General features: G+C 59.5%; 25 protein-coding genes and 1 pseudogene. 18 read left to right on the forward strand and 8 right to left on the reverse strand.

Annotated elements, in window-relative coordinates:
* Nucleotides 1–203: 203 nt before the first annotated feature.
* The 3 genes and pseudogenes from ACEN9A_RS17020 to ACEN9A_RS17030 all read left to right on the forward strand — a co-directional run.
* Nucleotides 204–353, forward strand: a pseudogene (locus tag ACEN9A_RS17020) (S-type pyocin domain-containing protein); the annotation flags it as partial.
* A gap of 197 nt (nucleotides 354–550) precedes the next feature.
* A complete protein-coding gene (locus tag ACEN9A_RS17025) occupies nucleotides 551–790 on the forward strand; it encodes a pyocin S6 family toxin immunity protein (RefSeq protein ID WP_258668776.1) in 240 nt (79 codons plus the stop codon).
* 25 nt (nucleotides 791–815) lie between these two features.
* On the forward strand, nucleotides 816–1,268 hold the full coding sequence (locus ACEN9A_RS17030) for a hypothetical protein (protein WP_309475214.1): 453 nt from the start codon (nucleotides 816–818) through the stop codon (nucleotides 1,266–1,268).
* A 130-nt stretch (nucleotides 1,269–1,398) separates the two neighbouring features.
* Here ACEN9A_RS17030 and ACEN9A_RS17035 read toward each other — a convergent pair whose 3' ends face one another.
* Nucleotides 1,399–1,737, reverse strand: a complete 339-nt coding sequence (locus ACEN9A_RS17035) for an FKBP-type peptidyl-prolyl cis-trans isomerase (protein ID WP_018929733.1) — start codon at nucleotides 1,735–1,737, stop codon at nucleotides 1,399–1,401.
* Between the two features lie 273 nt (nucleotides 1,738–2,010).
* Between ACEN9A_RS17035 and ACEN9A_RS17040 the strand changes: the two genes are divergently transcribed.
* The 4 genes from ACEN9A_RS17040 (at nucleotide 2,011) to ACEN9A_RS17055 (ending at nucleotide 6,030) form a co-directional block, all read left to right on the forward strand.
* Nucleotides 2,011–2,472: a hypothetical protein gene (locus ACEN9A_RS17040; protein ID WP_258668779.1), complete on the forward strand. Its 462-nt coding sequence runs from the start codon at nucleotides 2,011–2,013 to the stop codon at nucleotides 2,470–2,472.
* 211 nt (nucleotides 2,473–2,683) lie between these two features.
* Nucleotides 2,684–3,757 (forward strand): sensor domain-containing diguanylate cyclase, encoded by a 1,074-nt coding sequence (locus ACEN9A_RS17045; RefSeq protein WP_258668782.1) that lies wholly within the window; start codon nucleotides 2,684–2,686, stop codon nucleotides 3,755–3,757.
* A gap of 171 nt (nucleotides 3,758–3,928) precedes the next feature.
* A complete protein-coding gene (locus ACEN9A_RS17050; RefSeq protein ID WP_258668783.1) occupies nucleotides 3,929–5,221 on the forward strand; it encodes an MFS transporter in 1,293 nt (430 codons plus the stop codon).
* A 32-nt stretch (nucleotides 5,222–5,253) separates the two neighbouring features.
* Nucleotides 5,254–6,030, forward strand: a complete 777-nt coding sequence (locus ACEN9A_RS17055; RefSeq protein ID WP_018929737.1) for a substrate-binding domain-containing protein — start codon at nucleotides 5,254–5,256, stop codon at nucleotides 6,028–6,030.
* Here ACEN9A_RS17055 and ACEN9A_RS17060 read toward each other — a convergent pair.
* Nucleotides 6,020–6,934 (reverse strand): LysR family transcriptional regulator, encoded by a 915-nt coding sequence (locus tag ACEN9A_RS17060; RefSeq protein WP_019648867.1) that lies wholly within the window; start codon nucleotides 6,932–6,934, stop codon nucleotides 6,020–6,022. The genes ACEN9A_RS17055 and ACEN9A_RS17060 overlap by 11 nt on opposite strands.
* Before the next feature lie 193 nt (nucleotides 6,935–7,127).
* Between ACEN9A_RS17060 and ACEN9A_RS17065 the strand changes: the two genes are divergently transcribed.
* Nucleotides 7,128–8,936, forward strand: a complete 1,809-nt coding sequence (locus ACEN9A_RS17065) for a monovalent cation:proton antiporter-2 (CPA2) family protein (RefSeq protein ID WP_019648866.1) — start codon at nucleotides 7,128–7,130, stop codon at nucleotides 8,934–8,936.
* Between the two features lie 145 nt (nucleotides 8,937–9,081).
* Nucleotides 9,082–10,179: a DNA alkylation repair protein gene (locus tag ACEN9A_RS17070; RefSeq protein ID WP_019648865.1), complete on the forward strand. Its 1,098-nt coding sequence runs from the start codon at nucleotides 9,082–9,084 to the stop codon at nucleotides 10,177–10,179.
* Between the two features lie 166 nt (nucleotides 10,180–10,345).
* On the opposite strand, the gene ACEN9A_RS17075 is transcribed toward ACEN9A_RS17070, so the two are convergent.
* Nucleotides 10,346–10,705 (reverse strand): DUF6124 family protein, encoded by a 360-nt coding sequence (locus tag ACEN9A_RS17075; RefSeq protein WP_019648864.1) that lies wholly within the window; start codon nucleotides 10,703–10,705, stop codon nucleotides 10,346–10,348.
* A 499-nt stretch (nucleotides 10,706–11,204) separates the two neighbouring features.
* Here ACEN9A_RS17075 and ACEN9A_RS17080 point away from each other — a divergent pair, with 499 nt between their 5' ends.
* Nucleotides 11,205–11,603 carry a carbohydrate-binding module family 20 domain-containing protein gene (locus ACEN9A_RS17080; protein WP_258668787.1) on the forward strand — a complete coding sequence of 133 codons (399 nt, stop codon included), beginning with the start codon at nucleotides 11,205–11,207 and terminating at the stop codon, nucleotides 11,601–11,603.
* A 73-nt stretch (nucleotides 11,604–11,676) separates the two neighbouring features.
* On the opposite strand, the gene ACEN9A_RS17085 is transcribed toward ACEN9A_RS17080, so the two are convergent.
* Nucleotides 11,677–12,573 (reverse strand): LysR family transcriptional regulator, encoded by an 897-nt coding sequence (locus tag ACEN9A_RS17085; protein ID WP_018929748.1) that lies wholly within the window; start codon nucleotides 12,571–12,573, stop codon nucleotides 11,677–11,679.
* A gap of 133 nt (nucleotides 12,574–12,706) precedes the next feature.
* Between ACEN9A_RS17085 and ACEN9A_RS17090 the strand changes: the two genes are divergently transcribed.
* Nucleotides 12,707–14,353 (forward strand): GMC family oxidoreductase, encoded by a 1,647-nt coding sequence (locus tag ACEN9A_RS17090; protein ID WP_258668789.1) that lies wholly within the window; start codon nucleotides 12,707–12,709, stop codon nucleotides 14,351–14,353.
* Nucleotides 14,354–14,579: 226 nt separating this feature from the next.
* A complete protein-coding gene (locus ACEN9A_RS17095) occupies nucleotides 14,580–16,202 on the forward strand; it encodes an MFS transporter (RefSeq protein WP_258668796.1) in 1,623 nt (540 codons plus the stop codon).
* 189 nt (nucleotides 16,203–16,391) lie between these two features.
* On the opposite strand, the gene ACEN9A_RS17100 is transcribed toward ACEN9A_RS17095, so the two are convergent.
* Nucleotides 16,392–16,754: a DUF427 domain-containing protein gene (locus ACEN9A_RS17100; protein ID WP_258668798.1), complete on the reverse strand. Its 363-nt coding sequence runs from the start codon at nucleotides 16,752–16,754 to the stop codon at nucleotides 16,392–16,394.
* Nucleotides 16,755–16,984: 230 nt separating this feature from the next.
* Here ACEN9A_RS17100 and ACEN9A_RS17105 point away from each other — a divergent pair, with 230 nt between their 5' ends.
* From ACEN9A_RS17105 to ACEN9A_RS17120, 4 genes are all read left to right on the forward strand, one after another.
* A complete protein-coding gene (locus tag ACEN9A_RS17105; RefSeq protein WP_258668800.1) occupies nucleotides 16,985–18,934 on the forward strand; it encodes a DNA topoisomerase III in 1,950 nt (649 codons plus the stop codon).
* A gap of 62 nt (nucleotides 18,935–18,996) precedes the next feature.
* A complete protein-coding gene (locus ACEN9A_RS17110) occupies nucleotides 18,997–19,536 on the forward strand; it encodes a GNAT family N-acetyltransferase (protein ID WP_258668801.1) in 540 nt (179 codons plus the stop codon).
* A 571-nt stretch (nucleotides 19,537–20,107) separates the two neighbouring features.
* On the forward strand, nucleotides 20,108–20,437 hold the full coding sequence (locus ACEN9A_RS17115; RefSeq protein WP_019648714.1) for a hypothetical protein: 330 nt from the start codon (nucleotides 20,108–20,110) through the stop codon (nucleotides 20,435–20,437).
* Nucleotides 20,438–20,590: 153 nt separating this feature from the next.
* Nucleotides 20,591–20,893 carry a hypothetical protein gene (locus tag ACEN9A_RS17120; RefSeq protein WP_019579446.1) on the forward strand — a complete coding sequence of 101 codons (303 nt, stop codon included), beginning with the start codon at nucleotides 20,591–20,593 and terminating at the stop codon, nucleotides 20,891–20,893.
* Nucleotide 20,894: 1 nt separating this feature from the next.
* Here ACEN9A_RS17120 and cynR read toward each other — a convergent pair whose 3' ends face one another.
* Complete coding sequence (gene cynR / locus ACEN9A_RS17125; RefSeq protein WP_258668802.1) at nucleotides 20,895–21,779, reverse strand: transcriptional regulator CynR; 885 nt, start codon at nucleotides 21,777–21,779, stop codon at nucleotides 20,895–20,897.
* Nucleotides 21,780–21,897: 118 nt separating this feature from the next.
* On the opposite strand from cynR, the gene cynS reads away from it, so the two are divergent.
* Together cynS and ACEN9A_RS17135 are read left to right on the forward strand one after the other, a co-directional pair.
* Entirely contained in the window at nucleotides 21,898–22,365 is a 468-nt protein-coding gene (gene cynS, locus ACEN9A_RS17130; RefSeq protein ID WP_019648712.1) for a cyanase, read from the forward strand.
* 197 nt (nucleotides 22,366–22,562) lie between these two features.
* Nucleotides 22,563–23,222, forward strand: coding sequence for a carbonic anhydrase (locus tag ACEN9A_RS17135; protein ID WP_019648711.1), 660 nt, complete (start codon nucleotides 22,563–22,565; stop codon nucleotides 23,220–23,222).
* Nucleotides 23,223–23,340: 118 nt separating this feature from the next.
* On the opposite strand, the gene ACEN9A_RS17140 is transcribed toward ACEN9A_RS17135, so the two are convergent.
* Complete coding sequence (locus tag ACEN9A_RS17140; protein WP_258668803.1) at nucleotides 23,341–23,691, reverse strand: BON domain-containing protein; 351 nt, start codon at nucleotides 23,689–23,691, stop codon at nucleotides 23,341–23,343.
* A 148-nt stretch (nucleotides 23,692–23,839) separates the two neighbouring features.
* The gene (locus ACEN9A_RS17145; protein WP_258668805.1) at nucleotides 23,840–25,342 is read right to left on the reverse strand and encodes an aldehyde dehydrogenase family protein; all 1,503 of its coding nucleotides are present in this window, start codon (nucleotides 25,340–25,342) and stop codon (nucleotides 23,840–23,842) included.
* Nucleotides 25,343–25,368 lie beyond the last annotated feature (26 nt).

Raw genomic sequence — 25,368 nt, forward strand, 5'->3', positions numbered from 1 at the left:
TGATTCAACTGCCGCCAAAGATCAAAAGATCGCAGCCTTCGGCAGCTCCTACGCCGACCGGGCACACCCGTAAAATCGAGCTCAGCGCATAGCGACAAGCGCCATTTGTAACTGCGGCCAGAGTTTCAGACCCGTCCTACATCTATCAAATGCCCTTTGATATAGCGTCCGCATCGCTTTCAAAAGATGAAACCAGGACGCTCATGGCTCGAAAAACAGACATACCTCGGGTTCAAAACCCACCGTCAGGCGACGGGCACCACATCACCAGCCGCTACATGACCGCCACTGAACTGGCAGAGCGCGACGCCAGGCAAAAATCCTATGATGACATGTTGGCCCGACAGCAGGCGGAGTTGGCACTGCTGGCACCGGGATGGGTGCTGCTGGCGCAGGCGTAGTGCCCGCTGGTGTTGCAGCTGGAGCCTTGGCCGGAATGGTTGCATTGCTGTGGCCGTCGAGTTTGGGCGACAGCAACCACGAAACAGGTGAACAGATAGACCCCGCGAAACCCGGCAGAACCACCACGAAATAAATTAGGAGGTTATTTATGTTTTTATGGATCAGTGGTTTTTTAAAAGGTGATGACGAAGATGATTCCCTAAAGTACGACTTTACAGTTCGACCTGAGATTGAAGTCGCGGTAATGGGTGTTCTTGGCTGGAAAAGTCTTGAAGAAAGCGCGGATGGAGAATGGTTACTAACCGGCGAGCAAATCCAACAAATCGCAATAGCTCTCAATGAGCAATTACCGACCGAACTGGATCTCTTCATAGGGGTGCGAGAGTAGGTACAACTGAGATGGGAGTTAAAAAGTGAGCCTTCTCTACCAAGATCCAACAATGAGCCACGAGGAAGCGACGAGACTTCTAGCTAGCGGCGTAGAAACCAGCGTTGTCGCCGCATTGATTTCTATTGGCCTGAATGAACAAGACAAGTCCAGGGCTCAGAACACCTGTCTGAAGTACCTTGAGAGTGAGTCCGAATCAGTTGCAGCATCTGCCATCACCGCGCTAGGCCACATAGCCCGCAGACATGTTGATCTGGACGTGGGTGCTGTCATCCCGGCCCTTGAGAAGGTGAAGGAGAAATTTCCCTCCCTGGAAGGGATTGTGGCGGACACCCTTGATGATATTGAGGCATTCCCTGATTCGCCGTTTAGGCAAAAGAACATTTTTTCCGCGAACCGAACACTGAATTGTGGCGAGGGAGCTTGCTCCCGCTCGGGTGCGCAGCAGCCGCAAAACTGGCGAGTGGAGATTCCCTGAAACGCCGCATGCACAGGTTTCAGGGTCGCTGCGCAACCCAACGGGGGCAAGCCCCCTCGCCACAGATAGCAAAAACCCCGCTCTCTCCTCTCAGAAACAGCGGGGTTAATCATTTCAATTCACTCGCCCATCAATCATCCCGCGTCAGCACTTCCAGCAATTCAATCTCGAAAATCAGATTCGAATTCGGCGTAATCGCCCCCATCGAGCGCTCGCCGTAGGCCAGGTGCGCCGGCACCAGCAACTTGCGCTTACCGCCGACCTGCATGCCCATGATTCCCTGGTCCCAGCCCTTGATCACCCGCCCGGTACCAATCACGCACTGAAAAGGCTTGCCCCGGCTGTAGGAGGAGTCGAACTCAGTGCCGTCTTCCAGCCACCCGCGATATTGGGTGGTGATCAGCGCTCCTTTGACGGCGGCTTTGCCGTCGCCCACTTCAAGGTCGATTACCTGCAACTCATCATTCATGACATTTCACTCTATCTGTGCGCCTGCCCGAGCGGGCTTGATGGGCGCCGTTTTCCCAGAAATGCAGGCCATTGGCAACCATTTCGCTCTGCATCCGGCAGTGGTCGTGAACTGGGCACTATACGAAAACTGCCTGATCGCCACTCGGCGACTTTTCGTACAGACCCAAATTTACACAACAGGACTTATGTAACCCGACAATACGCCGATACCGTGCAGCGGCACGGAAGCACCGAAGCAGCACTTACTCCATAGAAGGCAGGAGCCTGAACAATGTTTGAACACATCTGGCGCAGCATCCATTCCCCGGGCTACTTCCCCAACGTACTGGAGTGGATGATCAATATTCTCCTCAACCCGTTCATGGTGATTATGTGCCTGATGGTCGGAGCGCTGGCCGGTAAATGGTGGAGAGCCATCCCCTACGGCAGCCTCATTTGTTATGTGGTGTTCCTGAGCCGGTCGTCATTCTATCGGTGGGGAAGCATTTTCCCCGAAGCCGGCCTGCCTGCGCTGTTGATTGATGGCGCACTGCTGGCCCTCCTCGGCTTCTATCTGAAAGGCGTACTCAAAACCCGCTCAGAAGCAAAACCCGAAGGCCATTGGTTGCGTAGGCTTTATCAAAGCCTGAAGGTCGTCATGCTGACAGTCATGGTGATGTTCTGGGTACTCGTCGTGCTGTTTGTCGTGACCTTCACCGTCTCGGTCGCGACCCAACCGTCAGTGGCGCGCTGACCCACCTCCTGCTTGCCAGGGTCTGTACGAAAAGTCGCCGAGTGTCGATCAGGCAAAAACAGGCGAAGAAGCGGAGTTTACGGGTTGTAAATGAGCATTCCGAGCCTGTTTTTAACGCAGCATGATCGACACGCAGGCAGTTTTTCGTACAGAGCCTTAATATACCCGCCACCTCCCCCACGGTTCGATACGCCATGAGCGCAATTCCTCAATGAGTCAGCTCTGGACCGACGTCACCATCGGCTCACTTACCCTTGCCCTGATCATCGCGCTGATCTGGCGCGATCGTTCGTTGCAAAAGCAGTTGGCGGAGTGTCGTGCGCTGATCGACAGCCTCACCGAGGGACAAAGCATCCACCAGGAAGGAGACGCCGAGCGCTTCAAACGCAGCCAATACTTCGCCCGCATCGGCACCTGGGACTGGGAGGTCGATACCGACAAGCTCTATTGGTCGGATGCAATCTACGGGATGTTCGGGTTCAAGATCGGCGAGGTGACGCCCTCCTACGCCCTGTTCTGTTCCTGCGTACACCCGGACGACCGGGTCAAGGTCCGCGCCGGTGAACTGCGTTGCCTTGAAACCGGCGAAAACCACGACGAGGAATACCGCGTGGTCTGGCCGGATGGCAGCATCCGCTGGCTGCGGGAAACCGGCAATGTGGTCAAGAATGAGCATGACGCAACGATCAAGATGATGGGCGTGGTACGCGACATCACCGAAGAAAAAGCCTCCGCCAGTTACCTGCAACACCTGGCCCACTATGACCCGCTGACCGGCCTGCCCAATCGCCTGGTGCTCGAAGAACGCCTGTCCAATGCCCTGGAACAGGCCCGCCTCAGCACCACGCGGGTGGCACTGGTGTTTGTCGACCTCAATGGGTTCAAGGCGATCAACGACCACTATGGCCATGCGGCCGGCGACCGCGTGCTGATCACCACCGCGACACGCCTGAAGAGAATCCTGCGCTCAACCGACACCGTCGCCCGAATCGGCGGCGACGAATTCGTGGTCATCCTCCAGGGCCTTCCCCAAGGCAACAGCCTGCAAGACGAAGCTCGCAGCATCTGCCAGAAAATCTTCATCGAACTCGCACCGCCGGTGACCATCGGCAACGACCAGCGCCACATCGGCAGCAGCCTTGGGGTTGCGGTGTTCCCGGACCATGCGCCGAGCATGGACCGGTTGATTCACATTGCCGACCTGGCGATGTATGAGGCCAAGCGCAGTGGGAATAATCAGTATCGGTTGGGGAACATCAGCCCGATACGCGTTCACAGCGAATAGCCTTGGGTAAACGCCGCGTCTCTGGGTCGGCAGAATTGATCCGCTTCATGCATCAATACATACCAACTATGCAATTAACATATCGATGTCCCTGCTCCACTATCCACCCCAATAAGAACCGTGCACCGCGTCCAGGCAGTGCACGTCATAAAAGCGGTGGAGTACACGTCAATGACAGCATCAATCCATTCCGGTCGCTCCCGGACCAGTGCGATTTTCCGAGTGACCTCGGGCAACTTCCTCGAGCAATTCGATTTCTTCCTTTTCGGCTTCTATGCCACACAGATCGCTGCCGTATTTTTCCCTGCCAGCAGCGAGTTTGCGTCCCTGATGATGACGTTCGCGGTGTTCGGCGCCGGCTTCCTGATGCGTCCGTTGGGCGCCGTGATACTGGGCGCTTACATCGATGATGTGGGGCGCCGCAAAGGGCTGATCGTCACCCTGTCGATCATGGCCAGCGGTACGATTCTGATTGTGCTGGTGCCCGGATACGAAACCATCGGGCTGTTCGCCCCGGCCATCGTGCTGATCGGCCGATTGTTGCAAGGCTTCTCGGCCGGTGCGGAACTGGGCGGTGTATCGGTGTACCTCGCGGAGATCGCCACTCCCGGCAACAAAGGTTTCTTCACCAGTTGGCAATCAGCGAGCCAGCAAGTGGCGATCATCGTCGCGGCGGCTTTGGGCTATGGTCTGAACCAATGGATGGCGCCGACGATGATTGCCGATTGGGGATGGCGGATTCCGTTTTTCGTCGGCTGCATGATCGTGCCTTTCATCTTCTTCCTGCGCCGTAACCTGGAAGAAACCGAAGAGTTCGCCGCCCGCAAACATCGGCCAAGCATGGGCGACGTGTTCCGCACCCTGGGACAGAACTGGGTCATCGTGTTCGCCGGGATGATGATGGTCGCCCTGACCACTACCGCGTTCTATCTGATCACCGTGTACGCGCCGACCTTCGGCAAAACCGTGCTGCACCTGAATACCTCCGATGCGCTGTTGGTGACCTTGCTGGTGGGCGTTTCGAATTTTTTCTGGTTGCCGATTGGCGGTGCGCTTTCGGATCGCATCGGTCGTCGCCCAGTACTGATCACCATGGCGTTGCTGACGTTGGCCACGGCCTACCCAGCGCTGACTTATCTGGTGCAAGCACCGAGCTTCATCAACATGCTGTTGGTGCTGCTGTGGCTGTCGTTCATTTATGGCTTGTACAACGGCGCGATGATCGCCGCGCTGACGGAAATCATGCCGGTCGAGGTTCGGGTCGCAGGTTTCTCTTTGGCTTATAGCTTGGCGACGGCGGTGTTCGGCGGTTTCACACCGGCCATATCGACCTTCCTGATCCAGTACACCGGCGATAAGGCCGCACCCGGTTACTGGATGAGTTTCGCCGCGCTCTGTGCCCTGTGCGCGACGCTGTTTCTCTATCGCCGTGCCTCTGGCCGCCTGCAACCGGCCGTGTCGTGAACCACCCAACCTCTAACTGCGAGAGCTATTTGATGAAAAGGTTTTTCAACTTCACCGCCCTGGCCCTGGTGGCCAGTCTCGGTCTGAGTTCGATCGCCCAGGCTGAAGAAATCCGTGTAATGACCTCCGGTGGTTTCACGGCGGCCTACAAAATCCTCGGTCCGAAATTCGCCGAGTCTAGCGGCAACACCTTGGACACCGCCCTCGGTCCATCCATGGGAAAAGCCCCGGAAGCGATTCCCAATCGTCTGGCCCGCGGTGAGAAAGCCGACGTGGTCATCATGGTCGGCTATGCCCTCGACGACCTGATCAAGCAAGGCAAAGTCGATCCCGCTTCACGGGTCGAACTGGCGGATTCGCGGATCGGCATGGTGGTGCGTGAAGGTGCGCCGAAGCCGGACATCAGCTCGGTGGAAGGCCTGAAAAAAACCCTGCTCGACGCCAAGTCAGTCGCCTACTCCGACAGTGCCAGCGGCGTGTATATCGAGGATCAACTGTTCAAGCGTCTGGGCATCGAAAACCAGCTCAAACCCAAATCGAAGATGATCCCGAAAATCCCGGTGGGCTCGGTGGTTGCCACCGGCGATTATCAACTGGGCTTCCAGCAGGTCAGCGAATTGCTACCGGTGCCTGGGGTGAGTTTTGTGGCGAAAATTCCGGAATCGGTGCAATCGGTCACCCGTTTCGCCGCCGGTATTCCGGTCAATGCGCAACACCCGGCCGAGGCCAAGGCGCTGCTTGAGTACCTGGCCTCCAGCGCAGCCCAGCCGGACGTAAAAGCGACGGGGCTGGACTCAGTCAGCCACTGACCGAAGGTTGCTGGACTTTCATTTCCACCACCAGGCGCTCTAACGCCAATGCCGCCGGGGTTAACGTACGACCCCGGCGCTTGATCAAACCAACATTGCGCATCACCTGCGGATCGGTCAACGGTACCCGCGTCAGAATCGGGTGGTCCGCCGCCGGCATCGCCATCAACGGCACGGCCGCCACGCCCAACCCGGCCTCCACCAGACCGATCATGGTCGTCACATGACGGGTTTCGCAAATGCTCGGCCGCTGCGGCACCACGCCAGCCAGCGCTTGATCCAGCAAAAAGCGATTGCCCGAAGTCTTGTCCAGCGAGATGTAATCCTGCTGATAAAACTCATCCCATGTCACGCTGCTGCGTCCCGCAAGGGGGTGATCTCGTCTGCACGCCACCACATAACCTTCCTGCACCAGCGGCTCGAAATCGACTTCGGCCTCCAGGGTGCCCATGAAGCTCAGGCCAAAGTCCGCTTCACCGTTGACCACGGCACTCAATACCTCGTGAGCACTGGAGTCGAGCACCTTGACCTTGATCCGCGGAAATTGCCGATGGTAGTGGGCGATCACGCGCGGCATGAAGTAGTAGGCCGCCGACGGCACACAGGCGACGGTGACATGCCCGAGCCGGGTCGAGGCGACTTCGCTGATGCCCAGTAGCGCCACGTCCAGGTCATCCAGCAGGCGCTCGACGCTGGGCATGAAACCACGCCCGGCCTGAGTCAGGCTGACCCGGCGAGTCGTGCGCTCGAACAATTTGACGCCCAGAGCGTCTTCGAGCTTTTCGATCCGCCGGCTGAGGGCTGGTTGGGAGATGCGTACGGTGTCCGCAGCCTTGCGAAAGCTGCCCTGCTCCACCACGGCGCGAAAGGCTTGCAGATCGTTAAGGTCGAAATTGATGGCCATGGTACGCACTCGGGAACGAACAGTTTGATCAGCTTATCCTATGAATGTCACTAATTGATGCTAAATGTAACGACATCTTGGGTGCCTGCAAAACTGCCATCGCAAGGCCCAAACATTTTCGTTCATGGCTGACGCATCCGGCTCCAGCCTTTATCCTGTGCGCCCCCGCCGTATCGAGTTTTTGGAGTTTCCCATGCCCCACGAAGGCAACCTGTTACAAGCCGCTGTCGTTTTTTTATTCGCGGCGGTGCTCACCGTTCCCTTGGCCAAGCGCCTGCAACTGGGGGCGGTGCTCGGCTATCTGTTTGCCGGGGTGATCATCGGTCCGTCGGTTTTGGGCTTGATCGGCAACCCGCAAAGCGTCAGCCACATCTCCGAACTCGGAGTGGTGTTGCTGCTGTTCATCATTGGCCTCGAGCTGTCGCCGCGTCGTTTGTGGGTGATGCGCAAATCGGTGTTCGGCGTGGGCCTGGCGCAGGTGCTGTTGACCGGTTCGGTGATTGGCGTGCTGGCGTTGTTCGTGTTCGGCCAGTCCCTGAACAGTGCCATCGTGTTGGGCTTGGGCCTGGCGTTGTCGTCCACCGCGTTTGGCTTGCAAAGCCTGGCCGAGCGCAAGGAGCTGACCAGCCCCCATGGGCGGTTGGCGTTCGCGATTTTGCTGTTCCAGGACATCGCCGCGATCCCTTTGATCGCGATGGTGCCGTTGTTGGCCGGCGGTGATCACACCAGCAGCGCGGCCGAAGATTTGAACCATGGCTTGCGGGTGCTGGGCAGCATCGCGGTGGTGGTGATCGGCGGGCGTTATCTGTTGCGCCCGGTGTTTCGCGTAGTGGCCAAGACCGGTCTGCCGGAGGTGTCCACTGCCACCGCGTTGCTGGTGGTGATCGGCACGGCGTGGCTGATGGACCTGGTCGGCGTGTCCATGGCACTCGGCGCGTTCCTCGCCGGTTTGCTGCTGGCGGATTCCGAATACCGTCACGAACTGGAAGCGCAGATCGAACCGTTCAAGGGTCTGCTGCTGGGGCTGTTTTTCATCAGCGTCGGCATGGGCGCCAATTTGAGTCTGCTGCTCAGTGCGCCGGTCGTGGTGCTGGGGCTGACCGTGCTGCTGATCGCCATCAAGCTGCCGCTGCTGTTTGTGGTCGGTCGACTGGCCGGGGGGTTGGGCAAGGTTAATGCGATTCGTTTGGGGATCGTGCTGGCGGCCGGTGGTGAGTTTGCCTTTGTGGTGTTCAAGATCGGTCGGGACCAGGGCTTGTTCGAACCGCGCCTGTACGACTTGCTGGTGCTGACCATCACCCTGTCGATGGCGCTGACGCCGCTGTTGCTGCTGGCCTGCGCAAGACTGGTCAAACCCAAGGTGCAACCGGTGGAGGTGCCGCAGAAGTTCCGCGAAATCGACGCCGACACGCCCCGCGTGGTCATCGCGGGCATGGGCCGCATGGGTCAGATCGTGGCGCGGATTCTGCGGGCGCAGAACATCAAGTTCATCGCCCTCGACACCTCGGTGGAAACCATCGAACTGTCCCGCAGCTTCGGCGGTGTGCCAGTGTTCTACGGCGACCCGATGCGCCCGGAAATCCTCAGCGCGGCCAAGGTCGAGCAAGCGGAGTTCTTTGTGATCGCCACCGATGATCCGGACACCAACATCAAGACGGCCGAGGTGGTGCACAAGCTTTATCCGCACATCAAGATCATCGCCCGCGCCCGTAACCGTCAGCATGTGCACCGCTTGGTGGATGTCGGGGCGCAGGCAGTGCGGGAAACCTATTACTCCAGCCTGGAAATGACCCGGCGCACCTTGGTAGGACTGGGGCTGACCCAAGCCCAGGCGGATGCACGGATCAAACGCTTTACTCATCACGACGAACAGGTGCTGGAGGCTCAGCACGCGGTGTATGACGATGCGGCCAAGGTGATGCAAACGGCGCAGGAAGCGCGGGCGGAACTGGCGAAGTTGTTTGAGTCGGATCAGCTGGAAGAGCAAGCGGGCAAGGTTTGAGTTGATTGTGAGGGCCTCTTCGCGGGCAAGCCTCGCTCCTACGGAGTTTGTTGCGGCAAACACACTCCCCCATAGGAGCGAGGCTTGCCCGCGAAGAACGATAACGCGGTGCATTGGATAAATAACAACAACCAAGGAATCCACAATGTCTGAGCAACCCGCCCCCGCCCTGAAGGAAATCTTCAACGCCGAACGCCTCGCGCACATCGCCACCGAGATGACGGCGGTCTATCCCGGGTTCGATGCCAAGGCCTTCCTGAAGCTGGCCAAAACCGGTCTGGCGGACCTCTCTGTCATGCAACGCATGGCCCGCGTCAGTGAATGCCTGCACGCGGTGTTGCCGCTCGGTTATGAAGACTCCCTCGACGTATTGCGCGCCCTCGCCCCGCGCCTGAACAGTGCCTTCGTCAGCATGTTTTTGCCGCACTATGTCGCGACCTACGGCGCTCACGCGTTCGATCTGTCGATGGATGCGCTCAAATACTTCACGACCTTCGGCTCATCGGAATTCGCCATCCGGCACTTTCTGCGCCGTGATTTCGAGCGCTCGTTGGCGCTGATGCACGACTGGTCGCTGGACGACAACGAACACGTCCGGCGCCTGGCCAGCGAAGGCAGCCGACCGCGCCTGCCATGGTCGTTTCGCCTGGAGCCGGTCCAGGCCGACCCGACACTGGCGGCCGCGATCCTCGACAACCTCAAGGCCGACGACAGCCTGTACGTGCGCAAATCCGTGGCCAACCACCTCAACGACATCACCAAGGATCATCCCGAGTGGGTGCTGGACCTGATCGAAGGCTGGTCGCTGGACAACAAACACACGACGTGGATCGCCAGGCACGCCCTGCGTAGCTTGATCAAACAGGGCAACCCACGGGCGCTGGCGATCATCGGCGCGGGCGGCAAGCCTGAGGTTGAAATCATCAAGGTGAAGGTCGAGCCAGCGGTCATTCGCCTGGGTGAAAAAATCACTTTGTCCTTCGCAGTGAAATCCACGGTCCAGGACAGTCAGCGATTGGTGATCGACTACGCCATCGATTACGTCAAAGCCAACGGCAGCACCTCGGCGAAGGTGTTCAAACTCAAGGCCCTGACGCTTCCCGGCGAGGCTACCGAGTCCATTGCGCGCAGTCAGCACATCAAAGAACTCACCACCCGAAAGCATTACCTTGGCCTGCACGCCGTGCACATTCTGGTCAACGGCGAACGGCTGGCCAGCACCGCATTCGAAATTCTCGCGTGACGTGAAATACGGTCCCGTAGGAGCTGGCGCAGCCTGCGATCTTTTGGCGGCTGCAAGACCGCTGAACATCAAGATCAAAAGATCGCAGCCTGCGGCAGCTCCTACGGGGGAGCGGCGTCTTGCAGCAGATCAACGTCAGCTACCCACTCACCACAGCAGAGCGCACCTACTTGGGCAGATCAATTTTATCCAGCACCCGGTTCGCGGTGATCTCCGCCACCATGATGCTGTTTGAAATACCCAGCAGGGCGTAGCGCGACTCACCCTCCAGATGATCCACCAACTGATGGACCATCACATCGACCGAGGCCAGTGTCTCGACCAAAAAAATCGCCAGGGTTTCGGTCGTGGCCTCTGGGGCCACAGCAAACAGCCTGCTGGGTTTACGCGCGGTGGCTTTGATGTCGGCATTCGACGGAAAGTGGAAGTTCAGAGCCCGCTCGGCGGCCTCGTTGAGCTTCTTTGAATCGGGTTCGTACGGGGAGACCGGATCGGCGTCCGGCGGATTGGGCGTAACCTTCAACATAAGCTGGCTTCTCTGATTGGGTGCCACCCTCCTGCGACTAAACGAGAGGGAGGCAGCTGTACGCAGGTTAGTCGACCGGGGAAGCTAGCAAAGCCGGCGCGCCCGAAGGCGCCCTGCGCACAACCACCATCAAGTGCAGGCATGGGAATGCCTGACTGACAAGAGCTTGTACACCTTGCTTATAACCCCGAGCGACTAAACCCGATCACTGATGGGCAGTGACGGGAATCAAGTTACCGAGCGGGCCCAAGGCGGACAAGCCGGCGGATTCTGTCTTACGTGTAGGGGGTGGCGCAAGGCGTTGTAGCCTTTGGATGGTAACGGCAAGCTTCATTTAAACGATCGCGATTGTTCTTGTTTAAGCGCAAGAAAGCTCGCCGTTAACAAGCAACGATTAGAACTATTGCGAAGAGATCTAATGAACTGTCAGTTCTAACAGGTCACTTTCAGTTTGGCCGGGGCTAAGCTGCGTCCACTGGAATGAGTTGAGGTGTTCATCATGTCTCGCAATCGTTACCTGTTGCCGCTGGGCGTTCTCTTGTTGGCGACGCTGCCGGTGTTCCGCGATGTCCAAGGCGGCCAGTGGACGCCCTTACAATCCGAAGTGAACTTCCAATGCGACAACGGCGTCACGACGCTGGGCTACAGTGTTTATGTTGTCGGCAACCGTCCAGAGTTAGGGAGTTGGGATCCGACCAACGCCGTAAAACTCGCCCCTACTGCCTACCCAACATGGACCGGCAAGGTACTTTTCCCAGGCACGGACGATGGCAAAGATGTGGAGTGGAAGTGTGTCGTGCGCAACGAGACCATACCGACCGACGTGCGGAAGTGGCAGAGCAATCCCAACAACATAGTGAAGGTGAGTTTCAAAACAACAAGTGTCGGCACGTTCTGAGGCGTGAGTGAACATATGGAAAAGTGAATCTGTCACTCTTCCTAGATCAAAAGATCGCAGCCTTCGGCAGCTCCTACAAGGGAATGGAGCCTCGCAGCAGAGCCTGCTCACGCTCACACAACTCCACCACGTAATCCCACAACACCCGCAGCCGCACCGACTTGTGCAGCTCGCGCCGGGTGCTGATCCAATAACTGCGCTGGATGCTTTCGTCCGGCAGCAACGGCACCAGTTCAGGATCGGCGCTGGCCATGTAGCACGGCAGCACCGCGATGCCGAGGCCCGAGCGCGCGGCCTGTTGCTGGGCGATGACGCTGGTGCTGTGAAACACCACCTGGGGGTTGCGGCAGAAGCTGTTGAGGAACATCAGTTCCTGGCTGAACAGCAAGTCGTCGACGTAACCGATCCACGCATGGCGGCCGAGGTCTTCGCGGCTGCGCAGTGGTGGCGAGCGGTCCAGATAGGCCTGGCTGGCGTAGAGCGCCAGTCGATAGTCGGTGAGTTTGCGGGTGACCAGCATGTCGGCGGCCGGGCGTTCGAGGTGAATGCTGATCTCCGCTTCACGGTTGAGGATGCTGACGAAGCGCGGCACCGCCACCAGTTCCACTTCCAGCCCAGGATAGCGTTCGAACAAGCCGTTCATGCGGCTGGCGAGGAACATGATGCCCAGCCCCTCCGTCACCCCGACGCGGATCTTGCCCAGCGGCGCGGTGGATTGGGTGATTTCTTCCTGAGCCAGCAACGCGACGTTTTCCATGGCCTCGGCGTGCTTGAGCAGCGCTTCGCCGGCCGGGGTCAATTCGTAGCCCTGGGCATGCTGGACGAACAGTGCGGTGCCGAGGCTTTTTTCGATGGCCTCGATGTGCCGGGCCACGGTGGCGTGGGTGGTGTTCAAGCGGCGGGCGGCGGTCAGCAAACGGCCGCTGCGCTGCAATTCGAGAAAAAACCGCAGGTCATTCCAGTCGAACATGAACCATCCTTGACGTTATGCCGTTAATAACGCTGTTTAAAAACGCACAGCAGCTGCGCAAAAACTAACATTCTTTTAACGAAAGCTAACAACTAGGATGACCGACAACAAGAACAACAATACGAGGTCAGGGATGCAGACTTCCCTTGATGAATACGACTACATCGTGGTCGGCGCCGGGCCGGCCGGGTGTTTGCTGGCCAATCGACTGTCAGCCAACCCGCAACACCGCGTGTTGCTGCTCGAAGCCGGCGGCCGCGACAACTATCCGTGGATTCACATCCCCGTGGGTTACCTGTTCTGCATCGGCAACCCGCGCACCGACTGGTGTTTCAAGACCGAGTCGCAACCGGGCCTGCAAGGCCGCGCCCTGAGCTACCCGCGCGGCAAGGTACTCGGCGGCTGTTCCTCGATCAACGGCATGATCTACATGCGCGGCCAGGCTGGCGACTACGATGGCTGGGCGGCCGAGGGTAATCCTGGGTGGGGCTGGCAAGACGTGCTGCCGCTGTTCAAACAGAGCGAAAACCATTTTGCCGGCGATTCGGAGTTTCACGGCGCCGCTGGCGAATGGCGGATCGAGCGGCAACGTCTGTCGTGGCCGATTCTCGATGCCTTCCGCACTGCTGCCGAACAAAGCGGCATTGCCAGCATCGATGACTTCAACCAGGGCGACAACGAAGGCTGCGGCTATTTCCAGGTCAACCAGAAAGCCGGGGTGCGCTGGAACGCGGCCAAGGCGTTTCTCAAACCGGTCCGCCACCGCGCCAATCTCACGGTGCTGACCGACGTTGAAGTCGACCGCGTGCTGCTGGAAAACGGCCGTGCCTCGGCGGTCAGCGCCCGTTGGCAAGATAAGGCGAAAACCTTCAAGGCACGCAAGGAAATCATTCTGTGTGCCGGCTCCGTCGGTTCACCGGGCATCCTGCAGCGTTCAGGCATCGGCCCTCGTCCGTTGCTGCAAAAACTCGGCATCGGTGTTGCCCATGAACTGCCCGGCGTGGGCGGCAACCTGCAGGACCACTTGCAACTGCGGCTGATCTACAAACTGGAAAACGCCCGCACCCTGAACCAGATCGCCGGCACGCTGTGGGGCAAGATGGGCATGGGCCTGCGTTATCTGTATGACCGCAGCGGTCCGCTGTCCATGGCGCCAAGCCAACTCGGCGCCTTCGCCCGTTCGGGACCCGAGCAGACCTCGGCGAACCTCGAATACCACGTGCAACCCCTGTCGCTGGAGCGCTTTGGCGAACCGCTGCACGCCTTCCCCGCCTTCACCGCGTCGGTCTGCGATCTGCGCCCGCAAAGCCGTGGCCGCATAGACATTCGCTCCGCCGACCCGCGGGAAGCGCCACTGATCCAGCCCAATTACCTGAGCCACCCGGAAGACTTGCGTGTGGCAGCCGACGCGATCCGCCTGACTCGCCGCATCGTTTCCGCCCCCGCCCTGCAAGCGTTCAAACCGGTGGAATACCTGCCCGGCGACAGCTTGCAGAGCGAAGAACAACTGCACGAAGCCGCCGCCCGCATCGGCACCACCATTTTCCACCCGGTGGGCACCTGCCGGATGGGCAACGACGCGGACGCAGTAGTCGACGCTGAACTGCGCGTGCATGGCATCCCCGGCCTGCGCATCGCCGACGCTTCGATCATGCCGCGTATCACCTCGGGCAACACCTGCTCGCCGACATTGATGATCGCCGAGAAAGCGGCGCAGCTGATCCTCAACCCCAACACAAGGAGCGTGCCCCCCGAAAAACAACAGGTCACACCGGCCTGAAGCAACACGCAATCCCTGTAGGAGCTGCCGAAGGCTGCGATCTTTTGGCGCCCTTTAAAGCGCTGAAAGATCAAAAGATCGCAGCCTTCGCCAGCTCCTACAGTAGTGAGCGTGTTACGGAAAAGAAATCGATGCAGGTAGCGTCGAATTGACAGTAGCGGCACCCGCCCACAAGGCTGGCGCCGACAGTGGAACAACAAAAACAATCACTGTGAGGGATACCGATATGTCAGAACATGTTCAGCCCCTGGAAGCCGTCCGCAGCGCGGGCACCAGTCAGGAAACCCAGAAAGTCATCTTCGCCTCGTCCCTGGGGACGGTGTTCGAGTGGTACGACTTTTTCCTCTACGGCGCCCTCGCGGCGGTCATCAGCAAACAGTTCTTTGCCGGGGTCAACGACACCACGGCGTTCATCTTCGCGCTGATGGCCTTCGCCGCCGGCTTCATCGTGCGCCCGTTCGGTGCGTTGGTGTTCGGACGCTTGGGGGACATGATCGGGCGTAAATACACGTTCCTCGCGACCATCGTCCTCATGGGCCTGGCGACCTTCTGCGTCGGCTTGCTGCCGACCTACGCGAGCATCGGTATCGCCGCGCCGATAATCCTCGTGGTGCTGCGCATGCTCCAGGGCCTGGCGCTGGGCGGTGAGTACGGCGGCGCTGCCACTTACGTCGCCGAACACGCACCGATCGGCAAGCGCGGCTTCCACACCAGCTGGATTCAATCCACCGCCACCCTCGGCTTGCTGCTGTCGCTGCTGGTGGTGCTGGGCTGCCGTTACTTCACCGGCGACCAGTTCGAAGTCTGGGGCTGGCGTATTCCGTTTCTGTTTTCGATCGTGCTGCTGGGCATTTCCACCTGGATTCGCCTGAGCCTGCACGAGTCGCCTGCGTTCGTGAAAATGAAAGAGGAAGGCAAACTCTGCAAGTCGCCGCTGCGCGATTCCTTCGGCAAATGGGAAAACCTTAAAGTGGTGCTGATCGCCCTGTTCAGCATCAACGCCGGGCAAGCGGTGACCTTCTATGCCGCGCAGTTCTACGTGCTGTTCTTCCTCACGCAGTTCCTGAAAATGGACCCGGCCCTGGCCAACAGTCTGCTGATTGTCAGCGTGATCATTGGCGCACCGTTCTTCATTTTCTTCGGCTGGCTGTCGGATAAAGTCGGGCGCAAACCGGTGCTGATGATCGGCCTGCTGCTGGCGACTGCACTGTACTTTCCGATCTTCAAGTCCATCGCCCACTACGCCAACCCGGCCATCGACCAGGCCAGCCGTCAGGCACCGATCACCGTACTGGCCGACCCGGCCACCTGCACCTTCCAGTTCGACCCGGTGGGCAAGGCGAAATTTGATAGCCCGTGCGACAAGGTCAAAACCTTCCTGGTCAAACAGGGCCTGCCGTACAACAGCGAAGCGGCCCCGACCGGCAGCGGTGTGCAGGTGAGCGTCGGTGACGTGAAGCTCGACGGCTTTGACGAAGCGGCCCTGCGCGGTGCAGTAACCCTGGCCGGGTATCCGTCTAAAGCCGACATCCAGCTGATCAATAAACCGATGATCGTGGCGTTGATCGTCGCGCTGATCATCATCTCCGCCATGTGCTACGGCCCTCTGGCGGCGCTGATGGTTGAACTGTTCCCAACCCGTATTCGCTATACCTCGATGTCCCTGCCCTATCACATCGGTAACGGCTGGTTTGGTGGGTTCCTGCCGACGGTGTCGTTTGCCCTGGTGGTGTACACCGGGGATATTTTCTACGGGCTGTGGTACCCGGTGGTGATTACCGGGGTGAGCCTGGTGGTGGGGATGATGTGTTTGCGGGAGACGAAGAACGTGGACCTCGATAAAAACTGACGACACAAACCTCTAGCGAAGTCTTACCTGTGGCGAGGGGGCTTGCCCCCGTTGGGTCGCGAAGCGGCCCTGAAACCTTATTCGGTGTGTCAGGTACGCCGCGATTGCAGGTTCTGCGACTGCTGCGCAGCCGAACGGGGCGATGCGGCGTTCCGACAAGCCCCCTCGCCACAAAATGCTTTTTGCACATCAGGTCTTGAGCACCTCAAAAGTCACTTCGTCAGGGTAGAACGCCACATACCCGCCAATCTGCGCAACCGACACCTTGGGGTGCTCATAACTCCATACCGCATTGGCACTTTCATGCCCGGGGATCTGTAGGCTGTAATAGCTGGCATCGCCCTTGTACGGGCAATAGCTGGTGTGGTCGGTGCGGGCGAAATACTGTTCGGCGATATCCTCCCGCGGGATGTAGTACACCGGAGGATAATTGGTCTCATGCATGACCAGCGCCCGAGTGGACGACGCCACTTGAATGCCATGGAACTTCACCACCACGCAGCCGGGTTGGGGCTCGATGGTGATGGGTTTACCGGGACCAGGGGCTTTCATGGATAGGTTCCTCTGTTGCTGTTGCGCTGTATCCGTGACCCATCAGGTATACCCCATGTTTCGGCATCGCGAGCACTTCGCAGCCGAACGGAGTGTGCTTCAGTCGCAGGATTGACCGCTGTCATCAACGGCAACAGCTTAAGCTGTACATCCATACAGATAAAGATTGCTCCATCGCTCGTCAACAGCCATTCTGTGCACCTCTCGAACACTGATCGACGATGGTGGTTATGCGGCTGTACCTCTGTGAAAAACCTTCCCAGGCCAAAGACATCGCGGCCGTACTTGGTGCCAAGCGCCGGGGCGACGGCTGCTGGCTGGGAACGGACGTCACGGTGACCTGGTGCATCGGCCACCTGCTGGAAACCGCGCCGCCAGATGCCTACGACGCGCGTTACAAGCGTTGGGTGCTGGCGGATCTGCCGATCATTCCCGAAAAATGGAAAATGACCGTCAAGCCGCGCACGGCCAGTCAGTACAAGGCGGTCAAGCGCCTGCTCGGCGAAGCGAGTGAACTGGTGATTGCCACCGACGCCGACCGTGAGGGCGAGATGATCGCCCGGGAACTGGTGGAGCATTGCCGTTATCGCGGGCCGATCCAGCGGCTGTGGTTGTCGGCGCTGGACGATGCGTCGATCCGCAAAGCGCTGGCGGCGCTCAAGCCGGGGGCCGAGACGTTCAGCCTCTATCATTCAGCGCTGGGGCGCTCCCGGGCCGACTGGTTGATCGGGATGAACATGAGTCGGTTGTTCACCCTGCTGGGGCGTCAGTCCGGCTATCAGGGCGTGTTGCCGGTCGGTCGGGTGCAGACGCCGACTTTGCGCCTGGTGGTGGATCGCGACCGCAGCATTGCCGATTTCGTCCCGGTGGCCTACTGGGCCATCGACGTGCAACTGCTGCACGATGGCACTGCGTTCACTGCCCAGTGGCGCGCGGCGTCCGATGCTTGTGACGATCAGGATCGCTGCCTGAACCAGGCGCTGGCCCAGCAGGCGGCCGCGGCCATTGGCAACGCGGCGAGCGCTCGGGTGATCAAGCTACGTACCGAGCGCATGCGCGAAGTCGCGCCGCTGCCGTTCGACCTCGGCACCTTGCAGGAAGTCTGCTCGAAAAAACTCGGGCTCGGCGCCCAGGAAACCCTCGATATCGCCCAGGCCCTGTATGAAACCCATAAAGTCATCACCTACCCGCGCAGCGACTGCGGCTACCTGCCCCTGAGTCAACACAGCGAAGCGCCGGGTATTCTTGCCGCGCTCAGGCAAGCCGACCCGGCCCTGAACGCGTTGCACGATTATCTGGAGCCGCAACGCCGCTCGCGGGCCTGGAACGATGCCAAGGTCAGCGCGCACCACGGCATCATTCCGACCGCCGCGGCGAAGAATCTCGACCGACTGGTGGGTAAGCAACGGGCGGTCTACACCCTGATTCGTGCGCGTTACCTGGCGCAGTTCCTGCCCAATCATGAATACGACCGGACCCAGGCCGACTTCGACTGTGCCGGTGAAGCCTTGCGCGCCGTGGGCAAGCAGATTGTCGAGCCCGGCTGGAAACGCGCCCTGCCCGAAGCCCTCGCGCCTGCCAAGGGCCGCGAAGCACCGGCACCGCAAACACTGCCGACACTCGCCGAAGGGCGTGACTGCGCGGTGGCCGACGTGAAGCTCAAGGACCTCTGGACCCAGCCGCCCAAACCATTCACCGAAGGCGATCTGATCAAGGCAATGAAGAACGTTGCCAAACTGGTGGAAGATCCGCTGCTCAAGCAAAAGCTCAAGGACACCACCGGCATCGGCACCGAAGCCACACGCGCCTCGATCATCCAGGGCCTGCTCGACCGCGGTTATCTGATCAAGAACGGCAAGGCCCTGGCCGCAACGCCGGCGGCTTTCAGCCTGATCGATGCGGTGCCGCGCGCGATTGCCGACCCCGGCACCACGGCAATCTGGGAACAAGCGCTGGACATGGTGCAGAGCGGTGAAATGAGCCTGGAAGAATTCGTCACCAAACAGGCCGCGTGGATGAGCAAGCAAGTGGCGCGCTGCGCCGGCCTGAACCTGACCATCAGCGGGCCGGCAAGCCCGGCTGGGCGTGGCGCTACGCCATGGAAAAACAAACGCAAACCCGCCAAACGCAAGCCTTCGGCCGGCACCAAGCGCGCGGCGAAACCGACGGGCAAGGTTTGAGGTCTGCGAATCGAAATAGTCTAGTGTTCTTCAATGTCAGTTAAGAGACGGAAGGCACGACCATGACGACAATCAGGAGTCAGCCCTCGATAGAACTGCACGCCGCTCAGCGCGACGAACTGGAAACCATCGAAAACCTGATGCAGTTCTACATGTACGATTTCAGCGAATGGCTGCCGCTGAAGCTTGGGGAGCATGGCTTCTTCAACATCCAGCCCAAACTGGACTACTGGCGCAACCCGGCTACCCGGCCGTTTCTGATCAGGGTCGACGGCGAGCTGGCGGGGTTCGTGACCGTGGATAACGAAACCCATATCGTCGGCGCCGAGTACAACATCGGCTACTTTTTTGTCAGTCGAGGCTTTCGTGGCCAAGGTGTCGCGAAGTTTGTCGTCTCTGCCCTCTTGAGCCGTTTCCCCGGTCAATGGCAGATTTTCCACATCGATGCCAACCAGCCTGCTCGGCTGTTCTGGGCCAGGGTGATGCCCGATCTCACGGGCGGAGCGTTCACCGTGCATCAGCTGCCGATTGACGGTTATCCATGCACCGTTTACCGCTTTACAAGATCGCAGCCTTCAGCAGCCCCTACCCCGGCACCGTAGGAGCTGCCGAAGGCTGCGATCTTGGCGACTTCAACGACGGCACACCCCTTTAAGCGCTAGCCACGCTGACTTTCTAATTCCAAAACCACTTTGTCCGACAATATGTAGTGAACAAAAATATTCACTACAAAACCGTTGACGCCTCCGATTTGCCCTTGCATGATGCAGACGTCTCCCCGATCGGGAGTACAGGCAACACGTTTGAGCAAGTTCGTCTGACCGCCGAGCTGTTTTTCCCGGATACACGCTGCCCACAAGGCAGATTGAAGAAGCTGACCTGGCCTGAACGTCCAGTACAAGGGCGAGAAGCGCTGGCGATCAATCCTCATGAAGCTTGTGGCCGACCCTGAAAACGTCGGCAGTGGCCTCCAGGTTTTCGCTGCTTCTCTTCGTTGTGACGCTATTGCGTAGCAGTTATTCAACACGACTACATGCAACAGATGCGCGACCCCGTCGTATTGACGGTCGACCGCTGACGTCCTGGTTTCGGTGCCAGGGATCAACTAACCGATGGGCTACCTGTATTAGCGAATCAACTTTGAAAGATCACCAAATGGTCAAGGGGCTTACAATGAATCTGAACAATCAACCTACTATCGATGAACTGGCTCGCTTGTTCGCTGCGCAAAAAGACAGCCATGACAGCCATATTCTGTGGATCAGCAAATCGGGCCAGGTCCATATCGACTGCCTGTCGCCCCATGCCCACGAAGAAGAGTTCGACAAGAACAACCAGAACCTGCTGGCCCGCATGAAGATGTACCGTCGCGGCCAGGGCTATGTCGGCAAGAAAGCCGCGGCCGACAAGGACTTCATCGGCAACGTGCTGCAAACGCTGAAACAGGCGTGGGCCTCGCTGCAGAACCAGAATGAAGTCCGGGTGATTGATCGCTTGTACTGATCTCTCCCAAATACAAGAAGGCCCCGCTCGTTTTATCGAGCGGGGCCTTTTTTTTGTTTGTCGTGCCTGCACCTCTAACTTCGCACCGGGTCAAAAGAACAGGGCTATGGTTAACAGTGCGCTGGACATCGGTTTATCCGCTGGAGGTCTGCGATGAAAACAACCCTGACATTCATGCTATTGGCATTGGCAAGTGCAGCTTATGGAAACAGTGTTCCCGGCGTTCCCGCCTTCGATGTGGACTGCCCCGGGAAAATCATGGTCCACGCCGACCAGGATGGTCCGGTGATGATCAACAGCAAAGAAGCCCAGACCAAAATGATCAATGATCGCCTTTTCGAGGCCAAGGGACCGGACGTGACGATCTCGATCAGCATCGCGGATGACGACACGGTAGCCGTGACCTATACCAGTAAGAAAGGCGGCAATGGCATCTGCCAGTCGGTGGATGATTGATTCACACGCTGGCGCTGCCGGCCATCACCAGGTTCGCGAACGCCACAGACGCGGCACTGTGATAGTTGTTCTTCCTGCGCAGCAATGCCGCGTCGCGCCGGGGTGCCTCGCCCTGTAATTCAATTCGGCGCAATGCCCGTTCCGCAGTGGCGATGGGCTCCGGGAGGATGGTGGCCATCGGCGTGTGGCGAATGACCTCCAGCAACGTACTCACCGAATTCACCTCGATCGCCACCTTGGGCGTGATGTTCTGCTGCCGAAAATACTCGTCGACTGAGGATCGGGTGATGAAGTCCGGCGTCAGCAACGCGAATTCCAGTTGCGCCATCTCCTTGGGTGATAGCGGGTTCTGCCGCTCGTACAACGGATGATGCTGCCCGACCATCACCCCCAAAGTCTCGACAAACGCCGGCACGCACTCGATATCCGGGCTCCTAACCGGGGTAAAGGCAATGGCAATGTCCAGCGAGTCATCGAGCAACCCCGCCTCGATGTCATCCATCGACAACTCGAAAATCTGCAGATGGATGTTCGGAAACTTCGCCACGTAATCGCGCACCAACGGCCCCACCAGATACGCCATGAACGTTGGCGTCATGGCCAGTCGCAAGGTGCCGCGAGACAAGTCCTTCACGTCATGCAGCGCGCGTTTGCCCGCTTCCAGTTCCACCAGCACCCGCCGGGCACATTCGATATAGGCCTGCCCCGCGTCGGTCGCTCTGACCGTGCGCGAGGTGCGGTCGAACAGGCTGACACCCAGGGTTTCCTCCAATTGCCGGATCTGCTGGGACAACGTTGGTTGGGAGACGTGCAACGCCTCGGCGGCGCGGGTGAAGCCGCCGTGGTCGGCGACCGCCAGCAGGTAGCGCAAATGTCGGAGCAGCATGGGGCTCATCATCTATAGGCAGGACTTATGCAAAGCATTGTATATCGATCTTGGACGCTATGGATCAATCAACCGAAGATGGCTCCACATTTCAGCCACAACCGATAGGAGTCACACCATGCAACAGTCCCACGCTTACCAGGACACTAGTCTGGCCCTGACCACTTCGATCCTCGATGCCAAGGCGCGCAAGAATCTGTCCTGGCAGGATCTGACCGACGGCACCGGCCTGGGTCTGGCCTACGTCACCGCCGCCCTGCTCGGCCAGCATCCTCTGCCAGAAGCCGCCGCCAGAGTGATCGGCGAAAAACTCGAGCTGGACGCCGACACCGTGGCCCGCCTGCAAATCATTCCGCTGCGCGGCAGCCTGTCGGGTATTCCAACCGACCCGACCATCTACCGCTTCTACGAAATGATCCAGATCTACGGCACCACGCTCAAAGCCCTGGTTCACGAGCAATTCGGCGACGGCATCATCAGCGCAATCAACTTCAAGCTGGACCTGAAAAAGGTCGAAGACCCGGAAGGCGGCTCCCGCGCCGTGATTACCCTGGACGGCAAGTTCCTGCCGCTGCGTCCTTTCTAAAACAACCGCTCAGCCCCCCCATGTAGCAGCTGCCGAGCCTGCGAGGCTGCGTTCGGCTGCGAAGCAGTCGTGAAATCAAGCAGCGCGGTCTTTCAGGTAGACCGTGTGCACCGGGTTTACGACGGCTCCACCGCCGAACGCAGCCTCGCAGGCTCGGCAGCTGCTACGCCCCCTCATTCATTGCAAGGAAGTCCGCCATGAAAGCGCTCATCGAAGGTTTATTGAAATTCCAGAAAGAAGCGTTCCCGCAGCGTACCGACCTGTTCAAACACCTGGCCACCACCCAGCATCCCGGCACGTTGTTCATCACCTGTTCCGACAGCCGCGTGGTACCGGAACTGCTGACCCAGCAAGAGCCCGGCGAACTGTTCGTGGTGCGCAATGCCGGCAATATCGTGCCCTCTTACAGCCCGCATCCAGGAGGTGTGTCAGCTACGGTGGAATATGCGGTCGCGGTATTGGGCGTGACGGACATCGTGATCTGCGGGCATTCGGACTGTGGCGCCATGACCGCCATCGCCCAGTGCAAATGCATGGATCACCTGCCCGCCGTCAGCGGCTGGTTGCAGCACGCCGAGTCGGCCAAGGTGATCAACGAATCCCGCCCTCATGCCAGCGACGCCGCCAAGGTCAGTTCGATGGTGCGGGAAAACGTGATCGCCCAACTGGCGAATATCCAGACCCACCCGAGCGTGCGCCTGGCCCTGGAAAAAGGCCTGTTGAACCTGCATGGCTGGGTCTATGACATCGAAACCGGCTCGGTCGATGCCCTGGATGCCGGCAGTCACAGCTTCGTGTCGCTGGCCGAACATCCGGGTGCTTGCGCCGTGCACGGCAAAACGGTCGAAGCCGCCTGAAGGTGTCGACCGCACAAGCTGCGCCTGGCTTGGCGCGGCGTTACAAAGTGGACAGGCGCGCTACTGCGCCCGTCCTCGTTTCCCGGCCGGGAATGTGACACTCACACGATCGCCCTTGTTATTTGTCGTCCGTCTTGGCTGACGATTGTGGCCGACGTTCAGGTGTGTCTTCAGCGTTGGGCGCTTCTGGAAAACTGCCTGGGGTGAACACATGAGTGAGCAATTCGCTGGCATCGATGTTGACGATACCTGGAACTGTGCGGGCCAAAGCAACAGCCTGCTCGCACTGTCTATGGGTATTGACGCGCCCGCTCAATGCCACCGCACCCGCATGGGTTCTGACATGGACATTCAGGCCAAGGGTGGTATCGGCCAATGCCAGGGCCGACTTCACCCGGGTGGTAATCCACGTGTCGTGAACGACCGTTTCCAGACCATGGGAGTAATGTTGGAAGTCATGAAGTTTCATGGCGCAATCCTCTCACACGTAATCAGATGCGCTGTCCGTCCCCGCGCAGGCACGGACACACAATAAGTATAGTGCGTACCGTTGCCTGCGGCCGGGGGCTCCTGATGAGCGACGAAAATCCGTGGGAGCGTAGCTTAACTAACCGCTCTCAGCGTTTGACCGACAGATCCACCTGGGTCATGCGGCTGCGGATCGTGAACACGCCATCGCCCGAGAGAATCGCGCTGCGCGCAAACAGGCGGCCACTTTCCCAGTTCGAAAGCCCCAGCTCCGGCTTGTTCAGTGCGTACTGTCCGTCGACCCAGCGGGTGATCCCGTTGCCGACAAAAGGCGCGTTGACCGCGTTGTAGAAACGCGCCTGCGCCTGGGCATCTTCACTGATCAGCGACACGGTGAATTGCGGGCTGTAGCGGTTGAACAAGGCGATGGCCTGATCCAGGTCGTCGACGATCTTCAGGCTGACTTCCGGGGTTTCTTCCCATTCCCACTCGCGGCCCAATTGGTCCTCAGGCAGCGGTTCGGCCTGTGCTTCGGTCTGATAGCCTTCGGCGCGGTACACCTCGACGCTCGCGGTGCGCCAATCGCTCGGCAAATGCTGCTCGCTGCCCTCGACGATGTGCAGTTTGCAGCCCTGGCCCCGAGCGGTGCCGGCCTGTTGCAGTGCATCGAGAAACAGCGGTACCAGTTCGGCTGCTCGGTCGCGGTGGATCAGGCAAACGTTCAAGGTGTTGCAGACTTTGCGGTCCAGCGAATTGCGCACCACGGCGGCGAAGCGCTGGGCATCGGCATCTTTATTCGCGATCAGCCAGGCGCCACCGGTGCCGTGCAGGCTGACGGCGGTGCCGGCCTGTTGCGCGATGCTGCCCAACTGGCTAACCGCACGCCCCGAACCACGGGCCACGGCCAGCGACAGGCGCCGGTCGGCGAACATTGCCCAGCCGGCGGCGTGATTGACACTTTCGACCAGCGACACTGCACCGCTCGGCAACCCGGCATCGGCCAGTGCCGGATTCAACGCATGGGTGACGATGGCTTGGGCGGTGCCCAACGCGTCGCTGCCAATGCGCAGCACCGCAGTGTTACCGGTGCGCAATACACCGGCGGCGTCGGCGAAGACATTCGGCCGGCCTTCGAACACAAAAGCGACGATGCCCAGCGGCGAAACCACCTGTTCGACTTTCCAGCCGTCGTGCTCGACGCAGCTCACGACTTGACCGCGGGTGGCCGCTGCATCGCGCCAGGCCCGCAGGCCTGCGATCATGTCGCGGCGCATGCGCTCATCGGCCAGCAATCGCGTGGTGGAACGCCCGCGCGCCTTGGCCCGCTCGATGTCGGCCAGGTTGGCGGCCGCAATCAAGGCCCAGCATTCCGGGGTTTCCAGGCGTTGCGCGAAGCGATCGAAGAACTCGCTGATGGCGTGATCCGAAACACTGGACATCGCGGTGAACGCTGATTCGGCGCGCTCGATGGCGACCACAGCCGCTTGCTGATCCACCACCGGGATCAGCAACAACTCGCCGCTGACCTGCTCCACCAGCAGATGGTCGCCGGGCTGGAAGCGCGCCGCCAGTTCGGGGCTGACGACAGTGACACGATTACCGGCAAAAGGGATCGGCGTGCCAGCGACTAGACGTTCGAGCGCAAGAGACATGAAGCGGTTTCACCATGCAGGGGGCG

It is taken from the genome of Pseudomonas sp. Pseusp18 (assembly GCF_059506005.1).